Annotated in this window: 19 protein-coding genes, 1 tRNA gene and 1 other RNA gene; 11 read left to right on the top strand and 10 right to left on the bottom strand. The window is 63.1% G+C overall.

Translation table 11 applies throughout. The features are described from left to right. Positions 1 to 146: 146 nt before the first annotated feature. Entirely contained in the window at positions 147 to 1697 is a 1551-nt protein-coding gene (locus IEY07_RS17785) for a hypothetical protein (RefSeq protein ID WP_188896748.1), read from the bottom strand. Positions 1698 to 2631: 934 nt separating this feature from the next. Between IEY07_RS17785 and IEY07_RS17780 the strand changes: the two genes are divergently transcribed. Both IEY07_RS17780 and tcmP read left to right on the top strand, forming a co-directional pair. Continuing rightward, on the top strand, positions 2632 to 3399 hold the full coding sequence (locus IEY07_RS17780) for a DUF5131 family protein (protein WP_188896747.1): 768 nt from the start codon (positions 2632 to 2634) through the stop codon (positions 3397 to 3399). Next, a complete protein-coding gene (gene tcmP / locus IEY07_RS17775; protein WP_188896746.1) occupies positions 3390 to 4472 on the top strand; it encodes a three-Cys-motif partner protein TcmP in 1083 nt (360 codons plus the stop codon). The genes IEY07_RS17780 and tcmP overlap by 10 nt, the downstream gene beginning before the upstream one ends. A 2-nt stretch (positions 4473 to 4474) precedes the next feature. On the opposite strand, the gene IEY07_RS17770 is transcribed toward tcmP, so the two are convergent. The 5 genes from IEY07_RS17770 to IEY07_RS17750 form a co-directional block, all read right to left on the bottom strand. Beyond that, positions 4475 to 5305, bottom strand: a complete 831-nt coding sequence (locus IEY07_RS17770; protein ID WP_188896745.1) for an HNH endonuclease — start codon at positions 5303 to 5305, stop codon at positions 4475 to 4477. Further along, positions 5305 to 6798, bottom strand: coding sequence for an ATP-dependent nuclease (locus IEY07_RS17765; RefSeq protein ID WP_188896744.1), 1494 nt, complete (start codon positions 6796 to 6798; stop codon positions 5305 to 5307). Before IEY07_RS17765 ends, IEY07_RS17770 begins: the two co-directional genes overlap by 1 nt. A 456-nt stretch (positions 6799 to 7254) precedes the next feature. Then, positions 7255 to 7668 carry an NUDIX hydrolase gene (locus tag IEY07_RS17760; RefSeq protein ID WP_188896743.1) on the bottom strand — a complete coding sequence of 138 codons (414 nt, stop codon included), beginning with the start codon at positions 7666 to 7668 and terminating at the stop codon, positions 7255 to 7257. Further along, positions 7665 to 8294 carry an NUDIX hydrolase gene (locus IEY07_RS17755; protein WP_188896742.1) on the bottom strand — a complete coding sequence of 210 codons (630 nt, stop codon included), beginning with the start codon at positions 8292 to 8294 and terminating at the stop codon, positions 7665 to 7667. Before IEY07_RS17755 ends, IEY07_RS17760 begins: the two co-directional genes overlap by 4 nt. A 76-nt stretch (positions 8295 to 8370) precedes the next feature. Further along, positions 8371 to 8685 carry a winged helix-turn-helix domain-containing protein gene (locus IEY07_RS17750; RefSeq protein ID WP_188896741.1) on the bottom strand — a complete coding sequence of 105 codons (315 nt, stop codon included), beginning with the start codon at positions 8683 to 8685 and terminating at the stop codon, positions 8371 to 8373. A 121-nt stretch (positions 8686 to 8806) separates the two neighbouring features. Between IEY07_RS17750 and IEY07_RS17745 the strand changes: the two genes are divergently transcribed. The 6 genes from IEY07_RS17745 to IEY07_RS17720 all read left to right on the top strand — a co-directional run bounded on the left by IEY07_RS17745 (position 8807) and on the right by IEY07_RS17720 (position 14272). Continuing rightward, entirely contained in the window at positions 8807 to 9247 is a 441-nt protein-coding gene (locus tag IEY07_RS17745) for a hypothetical protein (protein ID WP_188896740.1), read from the top strand. A gap of 2 nt (positions 9248 to 9249) precedes the next feature. After that, positions 9250 to 9699, top strand: coding sequence for a hypothetical protein (locus IEY07_RS17740; RefSeq protein ID WP_229670263.1), 450 nt, complete (start codon positions 9250 to 9252; stop codon positions 9697 to 9699). Positions 9700 to 10105: 406 nt separating this feature from the next. After that, entirely contained in the window at positions 10106 to 11113 is a 1008-nt protein-coding gene (locus tag IEY07_RS17735) for a type IV secretory system conjugative DNA transfer family protein (protein ID WP_229670261.1), read from the top strand. After that, entirely contained in the window at positions 11065 to 12609 is a 1545-nt protein-coding gene (locus IEY07_RS17730) for a replication initiator (RefSeq protein ID WP_308422956.1), read from the top strand. The genes IEY07_RS17735 and IEY07_RS17730 overlap by 49 nt, the downstream gene beginning before the upstream one ends. A 186-nt stretch (positions 12610 to 12795) precedes the next feature. Further along, a complete protein-coding gene (locus IEY07_RS17725) occupies positions 12796 to 13023 on the top strand; it encodes an excisionase family DNA-binding protein (RefSeq protein WP_188896737.1) in 228 nt (75 codons plus the stop codon). Beyond that, positions 13007 to 14272, top strand: coding sequence for a tyrosine-type recombinase/integrase (locus IEY07_RS17720; protein ID WP_188896736.1), 1266 nt, complete (start codon positions 13007 to 13009; stop codon positions 14270 to 14272). Before IEY07_RS17725 ends, IEY07_RS17720 begins: the two co-directional genes overlap by 17 nt. 41 nt (positions 14273 to 14313) lie before the next feature. Here the strand turns inward: IEY07_RS17720 and IEY07_RS17715 are convergent. The 3 genes from IEY07_RS17715 to IEY07_RS17705 all read right to left on the bottom strand — a co-directional run bounded on the left by IEY07_RS17715 (position 14314) and on the right by IEY07_RS17705 (position 15617). Beyond that, a tRNA-Ser gene (locus IEY07_RS17715) sits at positions 14314 to 14398 on the bottom strand. A 118-nt stretch (positions 14399 to 14516) separates the two neighbouring features. Further along, the gene (locus IEY07_RS17710) at positions 14517 to 15050 is read right to left on the bottom strand and encodes a DUF1707 SHOCT-like domain-containing protein (protein WP_188896735.1); all 534 of its coding nucleotides are present in this window, start codon (positions 15048 to 15050) and stop codon (positions 14517 to 14519) included. 69 nt (positions 15051 to 15119) lie between these two features. After that, positions 15120 to 15617, bottom strand: a complete 498-nt coding sequence (locus IEY07_RS17705) for a DUF1707 SHOCT-like domain-containing protein (protein WP_188896734.1) — start codon at positions 15615 to 15617, stop codon at positions 15120 to 15122. 80 nt (positions 15618 to 15697) lie between these two features. Between IEY07_RS17705 and ffs the strand changes: the two genes are divergently transcribed. Next, positions 15698 to 15794, top strand: an RNA gene (gene ffs / locus IEY07_RS17700) — signal recognition particle sRNA small type. A 17-nt stretch (positions 15795 to 15811) separates the two neighbouring features. Here the strand turns inward: ffs and IEY07_RS17695 are convergent. Next, positions 15812 to 16420, bottom strand: coding sequence for an HAD family hydrolase (locus IEY07_RS17695; RefSeq protein WP_188896733.1), 609 nt, complete (start codon positions 16418 to 16420; stop codon positions 15812 to 15814). A 69-nt stretch (positions 16421 to 16489) separates the two neighbouring features. Between IEY07_RS17695 and IEY07_RS17690 the strand changes: the two genes are divergently transcribed. Next, positions 16490 to 18172 (top strand): outer membrane protein assembly factor BamB family protein, encoded by a 1683-nt coding sequence (locus tag IEY07_RS17690; RefSeq protein ID WP_188896732.1) that lies wholly within the window; start codon positions 16490 to 16492, stop codon positions 18170 to 18172. Then, the gene (locus tag IEY07_RS17685; RefSeq protein ID WP_188896731.1) at positions 18169 to 19917 is read left to right on the top strand and encodes a hypothetical protein; all 1749 of its coding nucleotides are present in this window, start codon (positions 18169 to 18171) and stop codon (positions 19915 to 19917) included. The genes IEY07_RS17690 and IEY07_RS17685 overlap by 4 nt, the downstream gene beginning before the upstream one ends. The last annotated feature ends 9 nt before the right edge of the window (positions 19918 to 19926 follow it).

The raw sequence follows: 19926 nt of genomic DNA, 5'->3' as shown, positions 1-19926 counted from the left end.
TCCCATCAGGTGTTCGGGATCAGGTGCGGTTGCGGGGGAAGAAACCCGCCTGCTGGTACGACCTTGGTCGTGTCTCAGGCGGCGGGTGGAGACACGTGCAACGTGGACGAACGGGACTGGCGCGACGAGGCGAGGCTCCGCCAACTTTAGAGGTCACGATTTTCGCTTTCGGCATGCGCGGGGGTCTGGCCGTTTCTTGGGGCGGGTGTAGTTCGGCCTACGTCCCGAACGAGCAGGCGTGCCTCGTTCGCCAGCGACGCATCTTGTTTCCGAAGCCGAACGGTCTGGAAGTAGCACCACACCGCAAGGGGAATCAGGGATATGGCCCAGATGACCCCGATGGCGAATAGGATCAGGTACCAAGGTGAGAGCTCATTGGCCGCCGGTGCAGTTGCGTTCCCGATCATGGTCAAGAGTGCCAAGCCTGCGAGCCAAATGCCGACCATCATCCACGGGGGCCAGTAGCCTTTGATCTCAATCCCCATATCTCGGTAGCGCATGCGTCTTTTCCTCCGCTCATAGTCCGCATTGATGACCCCAGCACAGAAGAGCAGTGGTCCAACTAAGAAGAGCAAAATCACTGCCGTCAGCATCGCCCATTCCGGTAACCTGGCCGTTGGGGTGTCGTGCGGATGAATGATAATTGCAATCGAGCCGACAAAAAGCAAGATCAAGACTGGGCTCAGAAACGAAGACACCGCAAGTGTGGTTAGTCGCGAACTGAGGGGTGCTTGGAGTATCCGCGTGTTGAGGGGACGTTGGTACGAGGCCCGTTGCTCAAGTTCTATCTTGTGACTTAGAAACTCTCGCGGAGCGGTATTTCGTCGGATTGCGCCGAGGGCGGACCTAGCAAGTTCGCGTAGAAACGCAAGCATTAGGAGCGCCACGAGGATGCCAGCAACTCGAAGACCGATGTAACCGTCGTGTACGTTTGTTAGTTGTTCCTGTGGGCGTGGACTGGTTGGCAAGAAGTACCATTCGGCAAATCCCAAGATAGCGACAACCAGAAGCGTTACAATGAGAGCCCGTTGCTGGCCCGGATGTAAGAGGCCACCGAATCCCGAGTGTACGTTTTCTTTACGGATAGCATCTACAAGTACAATGGTCGGGCTCAGGGTTATCGCGACGACTGCCGCGACGAACATGATCGTCGTCACGAATGTTCCAGTAACCTCGATCTGATCGCGAAAGATGACCTTAGCGCCCGTGATAAGCAGAATGCCCGTAAGAGTTACCAGCATACTCATAACACTGTGTCTCTGAGAGCCGGCAATGACCTCTTTGATGTTCTCTCTGAGTCCTGCCCACAGAATGTGCTTATGTCGCCATGCCGCGGAACGCATTGCTGTCTTGTAGGCCCTGACTATCGGAAGCGTCGCCGTATCGTTGAGAGTACTGTCGAAGGTGAAACATTCTTGGGAGACAATTTCCGCGGCACGCGCATCCAGCGAAGCCATCGTCTCCGTAATGTCATGGCTAGAGACAGATTTCCGCCTCAGATGTGCCACAAAGCGTGTTTGATTGGCGGATGCCTCGGTATCCTGGCTGATTACGCGAGTGAGAGATTGTACAGATTCATTTAGGCGTTGTCTCTGAAAGTCGCTCAAGATCCTGAACTCTTCGGACGGACGGTACAGCAACATATCGCGGATAGCTCGGCTGGTGTATATTTTGAAGCTTCCTTCGTCGTACGTCATTGCTACGCAGGTAACGTACACGGCGCAAAGGATCGTCGCGTAGGTGCAGGATAGAGTGACTAGAAAGTCCCAAAAGCCATTCATGTTTGGCTTTAATCTCCGATCTCTTGGTGGATCGATGGTAGGCAGGCTAATGCTGGGTCATGCCGTGCCTGTTCCACCAGGGCAAGTCAACGTAACTACCAAGGGTCGGTTGGCCGGCCGACGAGTCGGGAGCAGCATCCGTTTGTGAGTTTTCCACGTTCTCCGGTGTTCACACAGGCGATCCGCTGAAATAGGCGTATCGGCTCCGTCGTATGTAGGTACCGGATTCGGCCCGGAGTTCAGCTGGGCCGGGTACGTGCCGCTGCGCCGCGGGCGGGTGGCGAGCCACTGTGATTCCTGCGGTGATGAACCTAGTTGGCGCTCCGAGGGTGCCCAAGTTCCACGGCGGATCTGCGCTTACGATCCAGTCTTGACTTGTGCCGTTTCTGTCCTTGGGTAGGAAAGTGTATCGAATCGTTCGAACTGGGCGCGCCTTGGCTGACGGACGGGTACCGGACGGGTCGCGGCTACTGTTGCCAGGTGAGCTTCGATGGCTAGGCCGGTTTGGTCCGTGGGCGGGCAAGGTTAGCGTCGATGGATCGGACCAGGTCGATGACGGCGCCGATCCATGGCCAACGCGCCGATGCTTTAGGCGGAACTGCACGCAAGCAGGTTCTAACGATGTTTGGCCACGGATTCGCCTCCCGGCTCCTTGTAGGGGCGGTGGTGGGTAGTCCACGATCCGACTGCGACGGGCGCATCTGCGGGTCGTAGGGCCCCGGGACCCCTCGTCTATGGGAACCCTGTCTGAGGGAGCAGTGTGGATTGTGTTTGAGGGTCGTCCGACCTTCGTGCTCGTCGCTGGGCCGCGGCGGGTCGATAGGCTGGTGCCAAACGAGAGGAGGGATGGATGACAGCTACTGCGATCGAGTGGACGGACACGACTTGGAACCCAGTGACGGGGTGTGACCGGGTTGCTGCGGGCTGCGACAATTGCTATGCGCTGGCGCTGGCGCGGCGGTTGAAGGCCATGGGCGTGGAAAAATACCAGAATGATGGAAATCCGATCACGTCCGGTCCTGGCTTCGGTGTTACTATTCACCCGCCGGCGCTCACGTTGCCGATGAAATGGCGAAAGCCACGGATGGTTTTTGTCAACTCGATGTCGGATCTCTTTCACCCGAAGGTCCCCGTCTCCTTCGTGAGAGATGTCTTCGACGTCATCCGCGAAACGCCCCAGCACACGTACCAGATTCTGACGAAGAGGGCGCGGCGGATGGCGAGGCTGTCGGGGCGACTGGACTGGCCCGACAATATTTGGATGGGAACTTCGGTTGAGAATGTAGCCAGCACGTCGCGAATCGACGACCTGCGAACTGTTCCGACGAGGGTCCGATTCCTGTCGTGTGAACCACTGCTAGAGGCGCTCCCCGATCTCGACTTGGATGGCATTGGTTGGGTCATCGTGGGCGGCGAGTCCGGCCCACGAGCACGACGAATTGATAGCAATTGGGTTCTCGATATTCGTGACCAGTCTGTGGTGGCGGGTGTGCCGTTCTTCTTCAAGCAATGGGGAGGCCTTACGCCCAAGCAGCACGGACGCCTTCTCGAGGGTCGGACTTGGGATGAGTACCCTGGCTCGCACCGAGGGCATCCTGAGGCTGCGCAGTGCCGGTGAAGGGTGAAGTGCCGTGGGACAAGGCCCCGCACACCGATGCTAAGCACCGCATCTATCGCGCGTACCTCGACAAGTGGTATCCGATCTTGCTCTCGGACAACGGCTATCCCTCAGTGACGTATGCCGAGGGGTTCGCCGGTCCCGGCGTCTACAAAGACGGTAGTGCAGGATCTCCCATCATCGCGATCCAAGCTCTTCTAGAGACCCCCCAATTGGCCGGCACGGAGAAGACAACCCGGTTCGTATTCGTGGACGACGACCCCAGGTGCGTGAAGCTCCTGGGAGACGAGTTGCGTCGTCGGTTTCCAGATCGTCCAAGGCCTCACGGTCTGATGCCGGTCTCGGTCGCGGAGGGGCCCTGCAGCGACGCCTTCGAGCCAGCGCTAGAGGCCGTCGGTGCTTGGTACCAGCCGATCCTTGCTGTTTTCGATTCCTGGGGGAACGCGCCAGTTCCATACAGATTGATCAGGCGGTTGGCCCAAAACCCAAGCTCGGAAGTGGTGGTGACGTTTATGCCCCAGCACTTCATTCGCTTCGTGAGTCAGCTGAGCGAGGATACCGATGGTGTCTTCGGACACGACTCGAGTTGGCGCGCCGTATCAGATATTCCTGATGGGAGTAAGAAGAAGGCCTTCTTACTCGGTCGATACCGATCGATGCTCGCTGAAGCCGGGTTTCGGTTTCTTCTAGACTTCGAGCTGGTCACCGTTAAGGGCGAGAGCCTTTACCTGGTCTTTGGGACGAATCATCGCCGTGGCCTGGAAAAAATGAAGCAGTCTGTGTGGGAGGTGGACAAAGTACAAGGCATCGGGTTTCGCGACCCTAAGGATGAGTATGAAGAGGCCCTGTTCGACCTTACTGACCCGCAGCTTGAGCCGTTGGAGCGGATGCTGGTGACCAGGCTGGCTGGAGCGGGGCAGATCAGAGTTGAGAATCTGCGCGAGTGGGCACTGTTCTCCACCGTCTATCGGGAGCAGCACGTGATCCCGGCGCTGACCAAGCTCCGTAACAGAGGACAAGTTGAGTGCGATCGCACCCGCATTGAGCGCGCAGCGCTCGTTCGCCTGGTTTGACTCTACAGTCGGTGTACGCCCATGTTGCAAAAGATGGTGTCGCCAGCTGCACCGATCAGAAGTGCGCTCAGCCAGTCCTCTCGGGACCAGTTGGCGCTGATCGACTGCGCATTCGATTGCAGGAATCGTTGGACGCCTGATCCACCGCTGGCGGCATGGACTCTCAGCATCTCGTCCCGCCGGTCTTGCATCTCAACCTGTGCCCGTCGTTCGTAACGTCCGGCAAGGTCGAGGCTTACGAAGTGGGCTTCAATTGCGTCCCACCACCACGGATCGATCCCTGAGGGAGCCCGCAGGAAAAACTTGAAGGCGACACTCGACGCTCTCAGCACTGGCCGTGACACCAGGAATTCTTCCATAGGGTAGCCGGAAAAGTAGAGATGCAGTCGTTCGTGACCAGCGACGAGCCCCTTGTTGGTTTGCTTTAGCGTGTTGCACCGAGAACAAACCGGGGCCAGGTTAAGTCGGAGAATTGAGAATTCCGGATAGTCTTCCTTCTCCAAGATGTGATCGAGTGTGGTCGCTTCTTCCAGGCGACAGTAAGGACAGCGGCCCCACTTGGTACTTTCCAGAATCTCGTTGCGTATCCTGTCACAGGACGCGTTCTTGTCGAGCTTGCGGTAGTTTTCGCGAAGAATGACCCGGTCGGTCGCCTTGAAGTTCGCAGCGCTCAGCGTCCTCCCGTTGCCGGCATGGCTCACATACCTTCCGTAGGCCTTCGCCACATCCGTCTTGAGGACTCCTAGACGCGCCTTTGCGGCTGCCTCTCGGTGGTCGGCTACGTAGTCATAGTCATCGAGTGGATCCGCACTGGGAGCGTTGGCGTTGTACATCAGATGTCTGACGAGTCTTCGTCCATCCGTGCCTCGGTCTCCATCACAATGGCGAGGGCTTGAGCGGATAGACCCTTTGGAAATATATGTCGGAGTCCATCAGATCCATGCGTGACGGCTAGCTGACGTAGTACACCCTCATAGTCGGATTCCGCGTTGTCTAGATTGAACACGGTCCGAGTGAGAATGCCGACGTTCTCACCGAAAGTCTCGAGCGGCGGACGTTCGACCGTCGTTCGATCGCCATACCGTCGCAAGACCTGTACGTACTGAGCAGCTACCTCTTGCAAAACCACCGGCGAGTGCGTGGCAACGACAGCAAACGAGTTCGTCTCGATTAGCGCCTCCGACACCCCCTTCATTAATGCCGCAAGTAGCGGAGGGTGCAAATGGCTCTCAGGCTCATCGATCAGAACGAGTGACTTGTTTTCTAGCTGAGAGACCAACTGAACGACGATGTTGAGGCTGATCTTGTGGCCTGTGCTGAGCGAATCAAACACGGGTCGCCAGTGCTCACGTCCGGCGCGGAAGTCAAGGGCTAGCGCTGAGGTTTGGAATGAAGGCTCGCGCAGCATGGGCGCGAGGGCGCTATTGAGAGACGCCCAACGATCGTTGGTTCTGAGTCGATCTAGGGCGCGCTCCAACTCTTCGGCAATTTCGGCCGGCGACCGGAGTTGGCTATTCTGACTATTGTCTGTGACATCCCGGAGCCCTCGGTAGACGTACTGGTCCGTATTTCTCGGTATCTCGAAGGTGTCGAAGGCCGAGTACGAGATGGCGACCACGCGACCAAAGGGAATGTCGGAGGGCGAGAAGCGGCCATATTGCTTCGCAATTTCTTGGCGCCGCGTCCGATCCCGCCAGGCTACGTGCGAGAGGTTCGCCATGAGGCGGGTTTTTCCGACGCCGTTGTAACCGATAACAGCGTTGATGCGTGACGGGATGTCATCAGTGTTGCCAAACCTGAACTCAGCTGTAAAGGTGGTTCCTCCGACGTCTGTTTCGAAGTCGAAGCTGAGCTCGCGTGACACCTGTAGTCCAAGCAGAAGGTCATGGGCGTCACTGATCGCGCGGCGCGCCCCTCCTTCGCGAAGCAGCGATGTCCCATATGCCTCCTCGCTCGAGAACCGATCCCGACGCTCGTCGTCTAGGACGACATCACGCATGCGCGCCAAGTAGTCGAAGACCTCCGCCTCCGGTAGAGAGGCAACGAGCGTCTCGTAGTAGGACGTAGTTTGACCGAGGGAGCAGTAGTCATCTGCGAGCTGTAGCTCCCCGTCCGGGAAGAAGGTCGACTTGTCGGCCCCACCCATCCCGAGCCGCATAACCTTCACGCCACCGATCTCGACGACCTGGTCGGCGCTCAGGTGGAGTTCGGCTTGAAACATCGTCTTGAAGCCAAAATCGTCCCACCGGTCGCTGCGAAGCAAGACGCTGGGGTATGTCAAGTACCCAGGCGTTGCCCACCGTTCGCTCGTGACGAAAGTCCTCATCGATGGCTAGGTTACGACGAGGCGCTGTTGTTCGGAGGAATATCTGGGCGCTTGTGGTCATAAGCTGATCGGAGCAGGCTTTGTCGGCTGTTCCTCTGGGGTGCTTCAGAGGCCACGTTGACCTCCTCCACGAGTCTTCAGGGATGTCGCACCTTCTGGCTGGAATGGGGTGACGCTTGATGACGGAATTTAGCCGATATACCGGGTAGGTCGTACCCACATCGACGCTTTCGGGTAAGGATCCGTCTCTTGGACGATCTGGCCGATACAGTCGCGACCGGTGCTTGGGCGCGGTGGCATGGCGGATCGGACGGTCTCGCGTCGGTCGATCCGAGGGTGTCGCTGACGACTACTGGCGGGTGCGTGGCTACGCGTACAGCTACGTTCCGGAGCCGCGCTGCGACATTCCGGCTGTGCTGGGAGCTGGCTGGTCTTGATCGGGCCACGGAGTGGGATTCAGCTGTGGAATCCTTGAGATTCGAGGTAGTCCTCGACTGCTGGTGCAAAGCCGTACGGGACGTACTCTTTGGCCTCGGGCGGGGTCACCCACGCGACGGCGGCAAGTTCCTCGGTGTCGGTGACGTGGGCGTCGCCCGAAACGATGTCGCAGGCGACGTACGCCATGCGACGTCCCGTGTTCGGGTGGATGCGTACGCCGAGGAGTTTCACGGCGTGAACGGTGAGCCCGACCTCTTCGCTGGTCTCTCGGACGGCGGCCTGCTCTGCCGATTCCCCGGCCTCGACCTCACCTGCCGGGAACTGCCAGGAGAGATTTCCTTCGCGCACCTTTCGCTGCGCCAGGAGCAGCTTTCCGTCTTGCAAGATGATCGCGGCGGAGATGGCCGGACGTTCTTCGGCTGGCGTGGTCATGAGGCCTCCTTGATGGCGTCGAGCACGGGCGGATAGATGCGATCAGTTGGGATGAACTTGGTTAGCTGGGTAGTCGGCACCCAGCGGACGTTGATGTTCTCGAATGGATCGCGGTTCTCCGGTTCGCCGGCTAGGTATTCGCAGAGTAGATAGACACAGTAGACGCCGGTGATGGGGTGGATGCGGCTGCCGAGCTGGCCGCGCACTTCGCAGTCGATGCCGGTCTCGGCGAGGGTTTCGCGAACTGCCACGGCCTCTGGGGATGACTGGGGCTTCACTACCCCAGCAGGGAACTGCCAGGAGGCCGATTCGGGAGTCCTCGGTCGGACAAGGAGGATGTCGGAGCCCTTGAGGACGACGGCGAGAGCCGCGCTAAGTGCGACAGCTGATGTCGTTTGCTCGTCGTCCGCGTAGAACCGCTCCCGCTGTTCTGGGGTTGCCGTTTCGAGGGCGTGATCGAGTAGCTGCTGGATCATCGGGCGGGGAACTAGGTCGGGATCGTGGTGCCACCGGGCGACGGTGCGCGGTGCGACGTTGAGATGTTGGGCGAAGTCCTCGATCGAGTGTCGTAGGGCATCTTGCAGGCGGGTGGCGGTGCGGCCATTCCATCGCTGCGTGCCGGTCATATCGCTGTCCTAGTGATGTGTCACTGACGGCTGAGTGTCGGGGACATGTCACGGCTGGTGCAGCGCAGAGTCATAGCTACGCCGAGCTGTCGGGACTTGCCTTGGATGCATGAGATTCGAGATCGGAAGTTCGGCTCTCCAAATTGTCCAGTCGTTCGCGGATCGCGCGCAACTGTTCGGTGAGGGGTTCTTCCTCGCGGGTCGGAACGGCCAGGACGCGGGTGCGAGCGCCGCGGTTCGTGGCGACGACGCCTTGCTCGCGGAGCGTTCGGAGAGCCTGCTTCACCGTCATGTGCGAGACCTGGAACTCGTCGGCCAGGCTGGCGATCGTTGGCAGCTCGTCCCCGACTTGGATCTTTCCGTCGCGAATCTGCGAACTCAGCATCGCCACCACATGGCCATATCGGGTCGAGTTCGCAGGAGGCACAGCACAAATCTTAGCGAGAAGGCTAGACAAGTTCATCCGTATGTGATAAGCCAAAGTAAGCTAGCTTAATCGAGAGGAGTAGGTCATGTCAGTTCAGGGTCCGTTCAAGGTGGAGTGCGGTGAGGTGTTCCCGCACGGCGTGGGTGTGGTTGGCGCTGTGGCGCCGTTGATTGACTTCGACCGGTCGACGCCTGAGAACCGTGTACAAGCGCGCGACAAGGACACCGGCCTGCCGGTGTGGACCGTCGATGTGATGGATTTCGACCCGGAAGCGCGCGAGCGCACATTCAAGGTCAAGATCGCGGCGGAGGTGCAGCCGGTTCCTCCTGACGCCATCGATGGGGTCCCTGTGCGGCCTGTTCAGCTGGATGGGCTGACGGTGACTCCGTATCAGAAGGAGGTCGGTAACGGTCGGCAGCGGATCGCGTATTCGCTCCGCGCGGCTGGCATGTCGACTCCTCGGTACGGCTCGAAGTCCGTATCTGCGGTCAGCACTTCAAGCCAGGGTGCATCGAAGGCGGCGTGATGATGGCCGAGGAACTGGCGGCATCTGTCGCCGGGCTGCGCGCCTGGGCGAGAGGCTCCTATGCCGAGGAGGCAGCGGTGGAGCTTCTCGCGAGGGCATTCGGCGGCAGGTTCGCGTCGTCTAGCTGGCCATGGGTCAGACCGTGTGATCGATCCGGCTGGTTCTGGCTGGACCCCGGCGGGATCTGGGCTGGCGCGGGGATGCTTTCGGGCGGAGAGCGCCGTCTGCTCAACGTGGTCGGAGCGCTCGTCGGGGGTCAGCCTCTTAGTGATCTTGGCGGCACTCTTGCCGGTCTGGATCGGCGGAATCTGGAGTTGATCTTGGCGGCATTCGCCCATCCGGGTGGATCCCATAAGGAAGTCCTGCTGATCATCACCGATGGTGAGCCGAGTTTCCAGCGCGTCGGTCCTGTGGTGGATTGGCCGCCTGCGGTCGACCGGATGGCATCGTGATCATGGTTGCGAAAGGACGGATCGCCCTATCCGTGAGCGCTTCCCATATTTCCGGAGAGGCCCGGAATCGCACGCTGCCCGCGCGGCGAGGCGTGTCATGGGCGGCCTGAAGGTTCTGTTCCTGCTATGCGTCGCCGCTGTGCTCGTCACCGGCTGGACACTGGGATCTTCATGGTGGTGGCATCCCTGTGGAGAGCTCCTCGCACTCGCAGCGTCGTTGGCGATCTGGCGGTGGCAGTCGCCCGCGACGTTTGATCGGATGATCCGATTCCCGCTGCGCGCGAGGTGGCGTAATCACCGGATCTACGATCCGCGCTGGGACGTGGCGATGGAGTCAGCCGGCTTGACGTCCGGAGCGTCGGGCGAGCGAGCAGTCCCGCGGCGTGGCCGAGTCCGAAGCTCGTCAATGGTCGATCAGATCCACGTCGAGCTGCTGCCGGGGCAGACCCTGGAGGACTTTGCGGCAGTCGGAGATCGGCTTGCCCAGACCTTCGGCGCCTTGGACTGCCGAATTCACAGCGTGCTTAGGCGTCCACACCACATCGAGATGTGGCTACTGATCAAGGAGCCACTCGAGAAGGTCGTCGCTCCGTTCCCGACTACCGTCGCCGATCTGGCCATAGGTCTGCCGGTCGGAAGGGTCGAGGACGGCCGGGTGCATCGCATGCCGATCATCGGTACGCACGTCTTGATCGTTGGTGCGACTGGCGCGGGCAAGGGATCGGTGCTCTGGTCGGTGCTCCTAGCGCTTCAGCCGGCCATCAGCGGCCGGCTTGTGCGAGTGTGGGCGATTGATCCCAAGGGTGGCATGGAGCTGGCGCTCGGCGCCGGACTCTTCGATCGATTCTGCTACGGCGATTCGACCGAGGCGACCTATGAGGAGACGTTCGCCCGACTGCTGGAAGACGCTGTCGTGATCATGCGCGACCGACAGGATCGGCTGCGAGGCATCGCTCGACTTCACGAGCCTACGACTGACGAGCCACTGATCATGGTGGTGATCGACGAACTGGCCGCACTGACGGCATGGGTGACCGACCGGAACTTGAAGCGACGGATCGAAGGATCGCTTGGTCTGCTGCTGTCGCAGGGCCGTGCGGTCGGCGTCGTGATCATGGGTGCGATCCAAGATCCGCGGAAAGAGGTACTGCCAATGCGCGATCTCTTCCCGACTCGGATCACGCTCCGCGTGAACGAGGCCGAGCACGTGACCTTGGCTCTGGGCCCGGGGGTGCGAGCACGAGGCGCTCTGGCCGACCGCATTCCTGAACAGCTTCCTGGCGTCGGCTACGTGATCGTTGATGGTCTGGCTGTTCCGCGACGAGTGCGCTTCTCGTACGTCTCAGATTCGGACATTGAGGCTGCATGCCGCAGGCATTCGGCGACTTTAGCCACCACGGAGGCCGTATCGTGATCACAGCGCTCCGGCCGACGTCGCAGATGGCCTATGAACTGGCAGTGGATCAGAAGGTTTGCGTGCGGCCTTTACTGCGTCAGGTCGTTGACCGGTCAACCGGCGAAACGGCCGTAGTGGCGCTGCCATGTGGCGCGACGCGCGAGTCGGTTTGCCCTTCGTGTGCGGACAAGGCGCGTCGGCTACGGATCCAACAGTGCGCTGAGGGGTGGCATCGCGAGGACGAGCCGGAGGTGGAATCGACGGAGCTGGGCGATGGGGGAGCTGACGCCGACACTCACGACGGCTCAGAAGATGATCAAGCGAGTGTTCGGCGGGTGCGATCAACGAGGCGTCGGCAGGACGCTGCCGATCTGCCGCGAGTGCAGATGGAGGACCGGACGGTCGGTCGAGTCTTCCAGGCACCGGACGGGCGTCGTTACCGGCCGAGCATGTTCGTGACGCTGACACTGCCGTCGTACGGCAAGATCAAGAGCAATGGTGCACCCGTCGACCCCGGCACCTACAACTACCGACGTGCCGCACTTGATGCGCTGCATTTTGCCAAGCTCGTTGATCGGTTCTGGCAGAACCTTCGGCGATGCTCTGGTTACAAAGTTCAGTATTTCGCTGCCGTTGAGCCGCAGAAGCGCCTGGCGCCTCATTTGCATGCGGCGGTTCGGGGTGCGATCCCGCGAGAGATCATCCGTCAGGTGGCAAGGGCTACTTACGTCCAGGTGTGGTGGCCGCAGTTTGATCAGGCCATCTATGTGGACCGGCTGCCGGTCTGGGACGGATCTGATTATGTCGATCCAGACACCGGCGAGTTGTTGCCGACTTGGGACGGGGCTCTCTCCGCACTGACCGACGAGGACCGGGCAGCTCACGTGATGCGTCTCGGCAACCGGCTCGACATCGCTGGCATCATCGCTCCGAGTGCAGACGCGGACCGGGCGGTGCGCTATCTGACCAAATACCTGGCGAAGTCGATCGCGTCGACCTACTCGGCCTCGGACGGTTTCGATCCCGATTACGAGGCGCACATCGATCGTTTGCACGAGGAGCTGCGATTCCTTCCGTGTAGTGAACACTGTGCCAATTGGTTGCGCTATGGAATTCAGCCGAAGGATGCCGTGCCGGCGCTCCGGCCCGGTGCGTGCGGATCGAAGGCTCACGACCGGGAGAACCTCGGCGTCGGTGGTCGGCGGGTGCTGGTGTCTCGGCAGTGGTCGGGCAAGACGCTTGGCGAGCATCGTGCCGATCGGGCCACGGTTGTGCGGGAGGCTCTGCTCAACGCCGGGATCGTCGCCCCGGAGATCGAGCGCCTCGCCGCATCGGTCACGTTGACAGATGGAGAGCCTCGCTTTGTCTGGCAGGACACGAAGGCAGACGAGGCCACCTATGCGCGGGTGATCTTGGAGTCGGTGGAGGAGCGGGCGCGGTGGCGTCAGCAGTATGAGGCTGCGAAGTCCCGTTCGGCAATTCTGGTGGGCGCTGGGGGTGGCCCGAGTGGGTGAGCTGTGTTGTGGGCGTCCATTCTGCTGCGGCCTCCTCGATGGCCAGCTGATCTTGATTCTCAGGTCGGGGGTCAAGGGTGAGCGCCGCGAATCCGGAGGACACGAAGTGCCCTTGACGCCTGGCCTGAGAACCAAACCCTTGTTTCTTCGGGGAGGCCGCGACCTCCTGGACTGTGCGGAAGGCAGATGATCATGGTTGTTGATGGGGATGTTTCGTCGCAGCGTCTTCTGCTGCGCGTGGAGGAGGCGGCGGATCGATTGGGGATTGGCCGGTCTCTGATGTATCGGCTGGTGCTGTCGGGTGAGGTTGAGTCGATCCATGTCGGTCGGCTGCGGCGTGTTCCGGCGGAGTGCCTGGAGGATGCTGTCGAGCGATTACGGAGGGAGCAGCGAACTCATGACGAGGTCGCGTAACCCGAACCGGACGTCGAGCGTGTACCAGGGGACGGACGGCTGGTGGCATGGTCGGGTGACGGTCGGCTACCGCGCGGATGGGAGGCTTGATCGGCGGCATGTTCAGGGGCCGACGAAGGGTTCGGTGGTGGGCAAGGTCCGTGATCTTGAACGGAATCGTGATGCGGGACAGGTCCGTAAGGCCGGCCAGCGGTGGACGCTCGCCGCCTGGCTCGAACACTGGCTGGAGCACATCGCGGAGCCCAGTCTGCGTCCGACGAGTTTTGCCGCGTACAGGACCGCTGTGTACAAGCATCTGATTCCACGGTTGGGCGGGCACCGGCTGGACAGGCTGGAGCCGGAGCATCTGGAGCGTCTCTATCGAGAGATGATCAAGGGTGGTGCCAAGCCCGGCACGGCGCATCAGGTTCATCGGACGGTTCGCACGGCATTGGGCGAGGCGCAGCGTCGAGGGCATGTGGCTCGTAACGTCGCGGCTCTGGCGAAGCCTCCGCGGGTCCAGGTTGAGACGGTGCAGCCGTACACAGTGGATGAGGTGCGAGCGATCCTCGCCGCGGCCGGCAAGCATCCGAACCGGGCCCGCTGGGCGATCGCCCTCGCTCTTGGCTTGCGGCAGGGTGAGGCGCTGGGTCTGAAGTGGGCAGACGTTGACCTTGATCATGGACTGCTGCATGTCCGGTCGACCCGGGTTCGGCCGATCTATGCGCACGGCTGCGACGGCACGTGCGGCAAGAAGCCGGGCTGGTGCCCGCAACGGATCCTGGTGAACGGGACGTCCGGTCTGACGAAGTCCGATGCCGGCCGGCGTGCCGTTGGTCTGCCGGACCAGTTAGTGCAGTTGCTTCGCGACCAGCAGAAGGAGCAGTCAGAGATGCGTCAGCGGGCCCGGCAGCTGTGGGAGGACGGGGACTGGGTGTTCACGTCGCCGACCGGTGCGCCGTTGAATCCGAATTCGGACTATCACCGGTGGAAGGCGTTGCTGAAGGAGGCTGGGGTGCGGGATGCTCGGTTGCATGACGCGCGCCATACGGCGGCGACGGTGTTGCTGGTCTTGGGGGTGCCGGAGCGGACGGTGATGGGGATTATGGGCTGGTCGAGCACTGCGATGGCGGCCCGGTATCAGCACGTGACGGACCCGATTAGGAAGGTCGTAGCGGGTCAGGTTGGCGGTCTGTTGTGGGCTGCTGAGGCGCCTTCCGAGGACCCAATTGAGACTAGAAGTGAGACTACGAAGGTTTCGGGGCGGTGAGCCGGGATGACCCGTTCGAGCGTTTCCCCTAGTCAGATGGGCGGAGGATACGAGATTCGAACTCGTGAGGGCGTGAACCCAACCCGCTTTCCAAGCGAGCGCCATAGGCCTCTAGGCGAATCCTCCTCGACCGTCCTCGAGAGCACGGCCGAGGAGCAAGATTACAGGCCGGAGCAGGCTCTGTGCGAATCGGCGCCCGGCTGCCGTAGGCGGGGATCAAGGGCCCGAGCCAGCTGGCGAGAGGTCACCAGTGCCGGTGCTCGAACCTTTGGTCGAGTCGGTTCATCCGGACCTCGAAACGCTGCGTCCGACCGTCCCAGCGCTGCTGCCGGGCGGCGAGCCGCCGCTGCCGGCGGTCATGGCCCGCCCCGCCGCAGCCGCCCATCAGCAGCGGCACGAAGAGCACCCACCACAGGTTCCAGCTGGAGGCGAAGCAGACGATGATCGCCGCCGCCCAAGCGAGTGCGGACGCCGTCCGCCATCCGGCGGAGGACCGGATCGACTCGGTTGGCTTGGGCGCGGGCGGCGCGACAACGGTGCGTTGCGGGGCCGGCTCGGAGCGTACGGTCGGCAGATCCGGTCGGGGAGCGGGCAGGTCGACGAAGAGCGGCTGGAGGTCCTCGGCATACCGGGCGGTCAGTGCGGTCTCGATGCGATGGTCGAATTCGACCGGGTCCAGCCGGCCTGCCGCCATGTGTTCACGCAGGCACTCGGTGGCCTGGTCACGTTCACGGTCACCGATCCGTACGGTGCCCGGCGTCTGGAATGAGGAACTCACCCATCCAGTGTCGGTCCCGCACGGTTCGTACGGCTATGGCTTTTGTCACCGGTCAGGGAGCTTTCAGGGTCAACCCACAGGTGGCTGGGCGGGCCCGGAGTCACCCTGGTCCAGCTGCCGCTTGCGCTCGGCCTCCAGCCGCTCCCGCTCGGCATTCTCCTGTGCCCGCCGGCGTCCCCAGATCGAGCTCACGATGATCGGGATGAAGATCAAATACCACGGGTGCCAGCGCAGCGCGAAGAGCGCGATCAGCGTGATCGGCCAGATCGCACCGGCCACGACGTCCATCGCTCCCCAGACCCGCTTGCTGACCGGCACGGCCGGAGTGGCCGGTTGTGGCTTGGCCGGCTCCACGGCCTGTCCCGGCGATCGGGGTGTGGGGGAGGGCAGGTCGGTGAAGAGCCGGTCGAGGTCGGCCTGCGTCTTGGCCTGCAGCGCCGCCGTCAGCCGCTCGTCGAATTCGGCCGGGTCCAGCCGGCCCTGGGCGTGATGGTCCTGCAGGAACTGCGCAGCCTGGTCCCGCTCGGCGTCGCCGATGCGTTGCGGTACGGGGTAACCACCACTCACCTGACCCATTATCCGCGCCGGTAGGTCGATGCGGGTCGGCCGGGCTGGGTATCCGGGCGCCCGATCGCGTACACTCGGTCCTCGGTCCCCCGCGTGGCGATAACTTGCCCAACTCCCCCAGGGTCGGAAGGCAGCAAGGGTAAGCGAGCTCTTTCGGGTACGCGGGGGGCTCCTTCTATCTCCCGGCGAGCCCGCTATCTCCCGACGAGCCCGTACGCCGCCAGGATCCGGTCCAGCTCGCCGACGCCGGCGTCGTGTTCGAAGACCTCCGCATGCAGCCCCGCGGCGCCGGCCCCGTCGACGTTGGCCCGGACGTCGTCGATGAACAGCACCTCCGCGGTGGGCACCCCGAGCTGCTGCACGATCTGGGCGAAGAAGGCCGGATCCGGTTTGGCCAGCCCGACCTCGGACGAATAGAACTGCGCGTCGAAGACGCCGTCGTATTCGGGCATCGAGCGCATGTGCGCGACCCGTACGTCCTGCTGGTTGGTCGCCAGCGCGCACTTCAGCCCGCCCGCCCGGAGTTGCCCGATCCGGGCCGTCATCTCCTCGTCGACGATCAGATCCCGCCAGACGTCCAGGACAACCTCCGGGTCGGTCTGTACGCCCTGACACGCGAGTTCGTCGGTCACCAGCTGCCGGAAGTTGCCGCCGGTCATGGTCTGCTCCCGCTCGGCGGCGAACAACTCCTCCAGCGTCGAAGCGTCCCCGAGCAACTCGAGCAACCGATCCTGCCAGCCGTCGGCCGAGCGTTGGAGGACGCCGTCGGCATCGAAGAGGATCCAGCGGATGGTTGTCTGCACTCGCCGCATCATTCCAGACCCTCGGCTGGATACCATCGGACACTTCGGGAGCTCAGCGACGAGGAGATGATGAGACAGCCTGCCCGGTTGGTGATCATGATCCTGGTGCTGCTGTTGTGCACCGGTGCGATGGTTTCGGCCGCCGCCTACAGTTTCCGGACCGACCAACCACGCGACCTGACCTACGCGCCGAGCGACGGCGCCTTCTCGCAGGTGCTGCTGAACGGCCGCTCCGGTCAGCTGGAACAAGCCGTCCAGACCGGTGCCGGCTTCCTCTCCTCGGGCCTGCCCGGTGTGGTCGCGCTGCAACACCAGCCCGACGATTTCATGATCACTCACGGCCTCTGGGTGGCCGACGCCCGGTCCGGTGATGATCAACTCCGGGTGGTCTTCCAGGTCAGCAGGAGCGAGGTCTCGCTACTCGGTGTGATCACCGGCACCGACGGTCTGATCTTCTCCCCGAGTCTTCCGGTCTCCCACGGCCATGAACGCCGGGCCCGGGCCGGCCGCGTCGCGGGCACCATGATCGTCGGAGCCGGACAGGCGCCGTTCTCCGCCTCGACCCGGGTATCGGGCAGCGGCGACTGCGTCGACTGGGCCGCGACCGTCACCAGCCGTACGCCGACCGCGGATTCCGTGCTCAGCTTCAGATCCTGTGCCGGGACCGGTCTGCAGCGGCTGTCCTACCAACGAGTCGGCAGGCCGGCCGTACGGCTCTCCACGGTTTCGGCGAACCAGGCGCACGGCCGCTTCTCCGGATCCCTGGCCACTGCGCCGATCACGGCTCGTGATCTTGGTCAGTGGACTCCCGGTACGGTCGACTTCGCGCTGCGCGACGGCACCGGCGTGACGCCGGTCGATGTCGAGGCAGACATCCCGCCCGCGGTGCTGCCCGGCAACCGGTTCGCGATCGCGGGCATCGATCACAGTGTGACCGTCTTCACCCGGCACGGGAAGACCGCCCAGGTCGCCTGGACCGCTCATCCCGGTGGCCGGGTGTCCCGGCTGGTCAGCGTCGGCCAACTGCTGGTCGCGATCACCGATCAGCGCCAGGTGATCGCCTACGACCCGGACGGCGGCCGGGTCTGGCAGCACCGTACGGATGATCTTGTCGCCGATGCCGCGGCGTCCGGATCCCGGCTGATCATCGCGGTCTACGGCACCGGCATCCAGGCGCTGGACCTGCGTACCGGGCGACTGCTCTGGCAGGTGTCGACCGATGCCGCGACAGGGTTACTGACCGCGGACGCGACGCAGGTCGCCTACGGCGACAGCGACGAGACGAGCCATCGGCTGGACGCGCGGACGGGCCGCCAGCTCGGCTGGTCCGACGGCGACTCGCTGGGCGGTGTCGGGCTGTTCGACGGCTCCCTGCTCACCCTCCGCAACCACTTCCTCTACGGACGCGACCTGCAGGGAAAGCAATATGTGCTCAATGTCCGGGCCGGAGCGGTCGACGAGTTCCATGTCACCGGGCAGTTGGGTGTGGTCACCGGATCAGCGGGCGTCGCTCTGATCGATCTCGGCACCGGCCGGCAGCTCGGCACTACACCTGCGGCGATCGGTGCTGTCGACGGTCCGGGCGGCGTCCTGGTGGTCGGAGGCAGCGCGACGACCGTCTACATCGGTGACGGGCCGAGCCGGGCCAGCTGGCCGATCAAGCTTCCCGACGACGTGTACGCCCAGAACCTCGGCCTGGGCAGTTGGGGCGCGGTGATCGTGCACGGCGACTCCGCGGAGGTGATCGCGTGACCGCCCGCTGGAAGGCTCCCTTCCGGGTCGCGGGCAATGTGCTCTCCAAGGTCTACGTCGAGCCGATCCGGACCGACCGGATCCGCACCGCGGGCTGGCCGGCCGGCCTGTTGATCATCGCGGTGCTGGCGACGGTCGGTTACGCCGCTGCCGTGGCGCTGGCCATCGGCGCACCCTGGCTGCGGCACTGGCTGCCGATGGCCGGCACCAGTGACACCGCCGGGATGCCCGTCCTGGTGCCGACCGTGACCGCGGCCCTGCTCTGTCTGGCGGCGGCGCTCGGCCAGACCGGCGCACTGCACGCTCCGGTGCCGCTGCGGATCCTGGTGCTGTTGGCGAGCCTGGCGATCATGATCGAACTCGGGGCGACCCTGGACGGAGTAGTGCAACTGCTGCTGACCGTCGGTCCGTGGTTGGTGCTGGTGATCATGCAGGTCATCCGCTGGCGGGCCGGGTACCGCTGGTGGGAATACGTCGTCGTGGTGATCATGTACGCGATTGCGTTACTCGGATCCGCGCAGGGCACCAGCCGTGGCGCGGCCTACGGCGGCGGATCCAGTGTCGACGCGATCGACCTGACGATGGAGGAGATCACGATCATGGCCGCCCCGTTGGCCATGCTCGCTGGCTACGCGATCGCACAGTGGGCGTTCGGGCTGGTGTTGTGGACAGCCGAATACGGATTCCAGGCGGCCCGCCGGACGATTCCGACGCCTGTCCTGCTGATCATCCTTGTCGGGCTGATCATCTGGCGCCTGATCGCCGAGTGGCACACCTTCCTCGCACTGGCCTTCACGCTGCGGTTGATAATCTTTCCCGGGATCATGATCATCGGCAGTATCGGCTGCTGGCTGGTGGTGGACCGGATCGCCGACCGGAGACACCCGGGCGATACCGGCGTCGAGCATCTCGGCGATGACGTCCGGATGGTCGCGCTGCCGGCCGCAGTCGGCCTGTTGGCCAGCTCGATCTTCGACTCGCTGGTGGTCGTGCCGCTGCGGAATTTCGCCTCCGTGGCGCCGGCGCTGCACCCGGCGGCCACCACAGCCGCTGCGGTGTCGGACTGGCTCGGCGGGGACGCGTACGGGATCGGGTTCTCGATCGCCTTGATCCTGTGGGGCGGCTGGCTGGCCTGGCGTGGCTCCCGCGGCCGGGCCGAGATCACCGCGACCATCGGGCTGGCCTTCCTGCTGACCAGGATCGGCCAGCTGGCGATCGGCGGCGGCGGCTTCAACCCGTTGCTGGTCACGTCCGCCGCAGCGTTGCTGATCGTGTTGCTGGTCACGCGCCGACTGGATCGCGCCCGGATCGAGGGCATGATCATCGTCATCGGCTTCGCGCTCGCGATCAGTGGCCGGCAGTTCTTCGCCGACCCGGTGAGCTCGATCATCGGCGGATCGATCACGCTGTTCCTGGGCCTGGTCTGGCAGTTCCTGACCAGCGGCGGGATCGCCAACGACGACACCCGGGGCTGGCCCCGACCGTCCCGGGTGCTGATGGTCCTGGGATTCAACCTGTTGGCGATGCTGGTGGTCGGATACGCCCGGGTCACCGACGAGACCGGTCTGACCCTGGACCGACTGCAGGACTACGGGAACAACCTGCTGGGTGGCCCGCTCATCCTCGGCGCCGCGATCGCCATCGCTCTGGGCCTGTTCCGCTCGACCCGACCCGTGGCCGCGGCTCCAGACGACTCCCGGACGCCGGTGTCGGTGTCGGCTGGTAGGACGGACGGCGGCACATAGAACAGACGC

It is taken from the genome of Microlunatus endophyticus (assembly GCF_014646195.1).
GTDB lineage: Bacteria > Actinomycetota > Actinomycetes > Propionibacteriales > Propionibacteriaceae > Microlunatus > Microlunatus endophyticus.
Note: the sequence above shows the minus strand (reverse complement) of the source record. Positions and strands in the feature narration are given on the sequence as shown.

Excerpts from the sequence above, each read along its gene's own strand:
- IEY07_RS17760 (WP_188896743.1), bottom strand. The coding sequence starts at position 7,668 with ATGACCACGCCAGCCGAAGAACGTCCGGCCATCTCCGCCGCGATCATC.
- IEY07_RS17765 (WP_188896744.1), bottom strand. The coding sequence starts at position 6,798 with ATGAGGACTTTCGTCACGAGCGAACGGTGGGCAACGCCTGGGTACTTG.
- IEY07_RS17785 (WP_188896748.1), bottom strand. The coding sequence starts at position 1,697 with ATGACGTACGACGAAGGAAGCTTCAAAATATACACCAGCCGAGCTATC.
- IEY07_RS17740 (WP_229670263.1), top strand. The coding sequence starts at position 9,250 with ATGGCCGAGGAACTGGCGGCATCTGTCGCCGGGCTGCGCGCCTGGGCG.
- IEY07_RS17745 (WP_188896740.1), top strand. The coding sequence starts at position 8,807 with ATGTCAGTTCAGGGTCCGTTCAAGGTGGAGTGCGGTGAGGTGTTCCCG.
- IEY07_RS17720 (WP_188896736.1), top strand. The coding sequence starts at position 13,007 with ATGACGAGGTCGCGTAACCCGAACCGGACGTCGAGCGTGTACCAGGGG.
- IEY07_RS17725 (WP_188896737.1), top strand. The coding sequence starts at position 12,796 with ATGATCATGGTTGTTGATGGGGATGTTTCGTCGCAGCGTCTTCTGCTG.
- IEY07_RS17770 (WP_188896745.1), bottom strand. The coding sequence starts at position 5,305 with ATGTACAACGCCAACGCTCCCAGTGCGGATCCACTCGATGACTATGAC.
- IEY07_RS17780 (WP_188896747.1), top strand. The coding sequence starts at position 2,632 with ATGACAGCTACTGCGATCGAGTGGACGGACACGACTTGGAACCCAGTG.
- IEY07_RS17735 (WP_229670261.1), top strand. The coding sequence starts at position 10,106 with ATGGTCGATCAGATCCACGTCGAGCTGCTGCCGGGGCAGACCCTGGAG.
- IEY07_RS17730 (WP_308422956.1), top strand. The coding sequence starts at position 11,065 with ATGCCGCAGGCATTCGGCGACTTTAGCCACCACGGAGGCCGTATCGTG.
- IEY07_RS17690 (WP_188896732.1), top strand. The coding sequence starts at position 16,490 with ATGAGACAGCCTGCCCGGTTGGTGATCATGATCCTGGTGCTGCTGTTG.
- IEY07_RS17755 (WP_188896742.1), bottom strand. The coding sequence starts at position 8,294 with ATGACCGGCACGCAGCGATGGAATGGCCGCACCGCCACCCGCCTGCAA.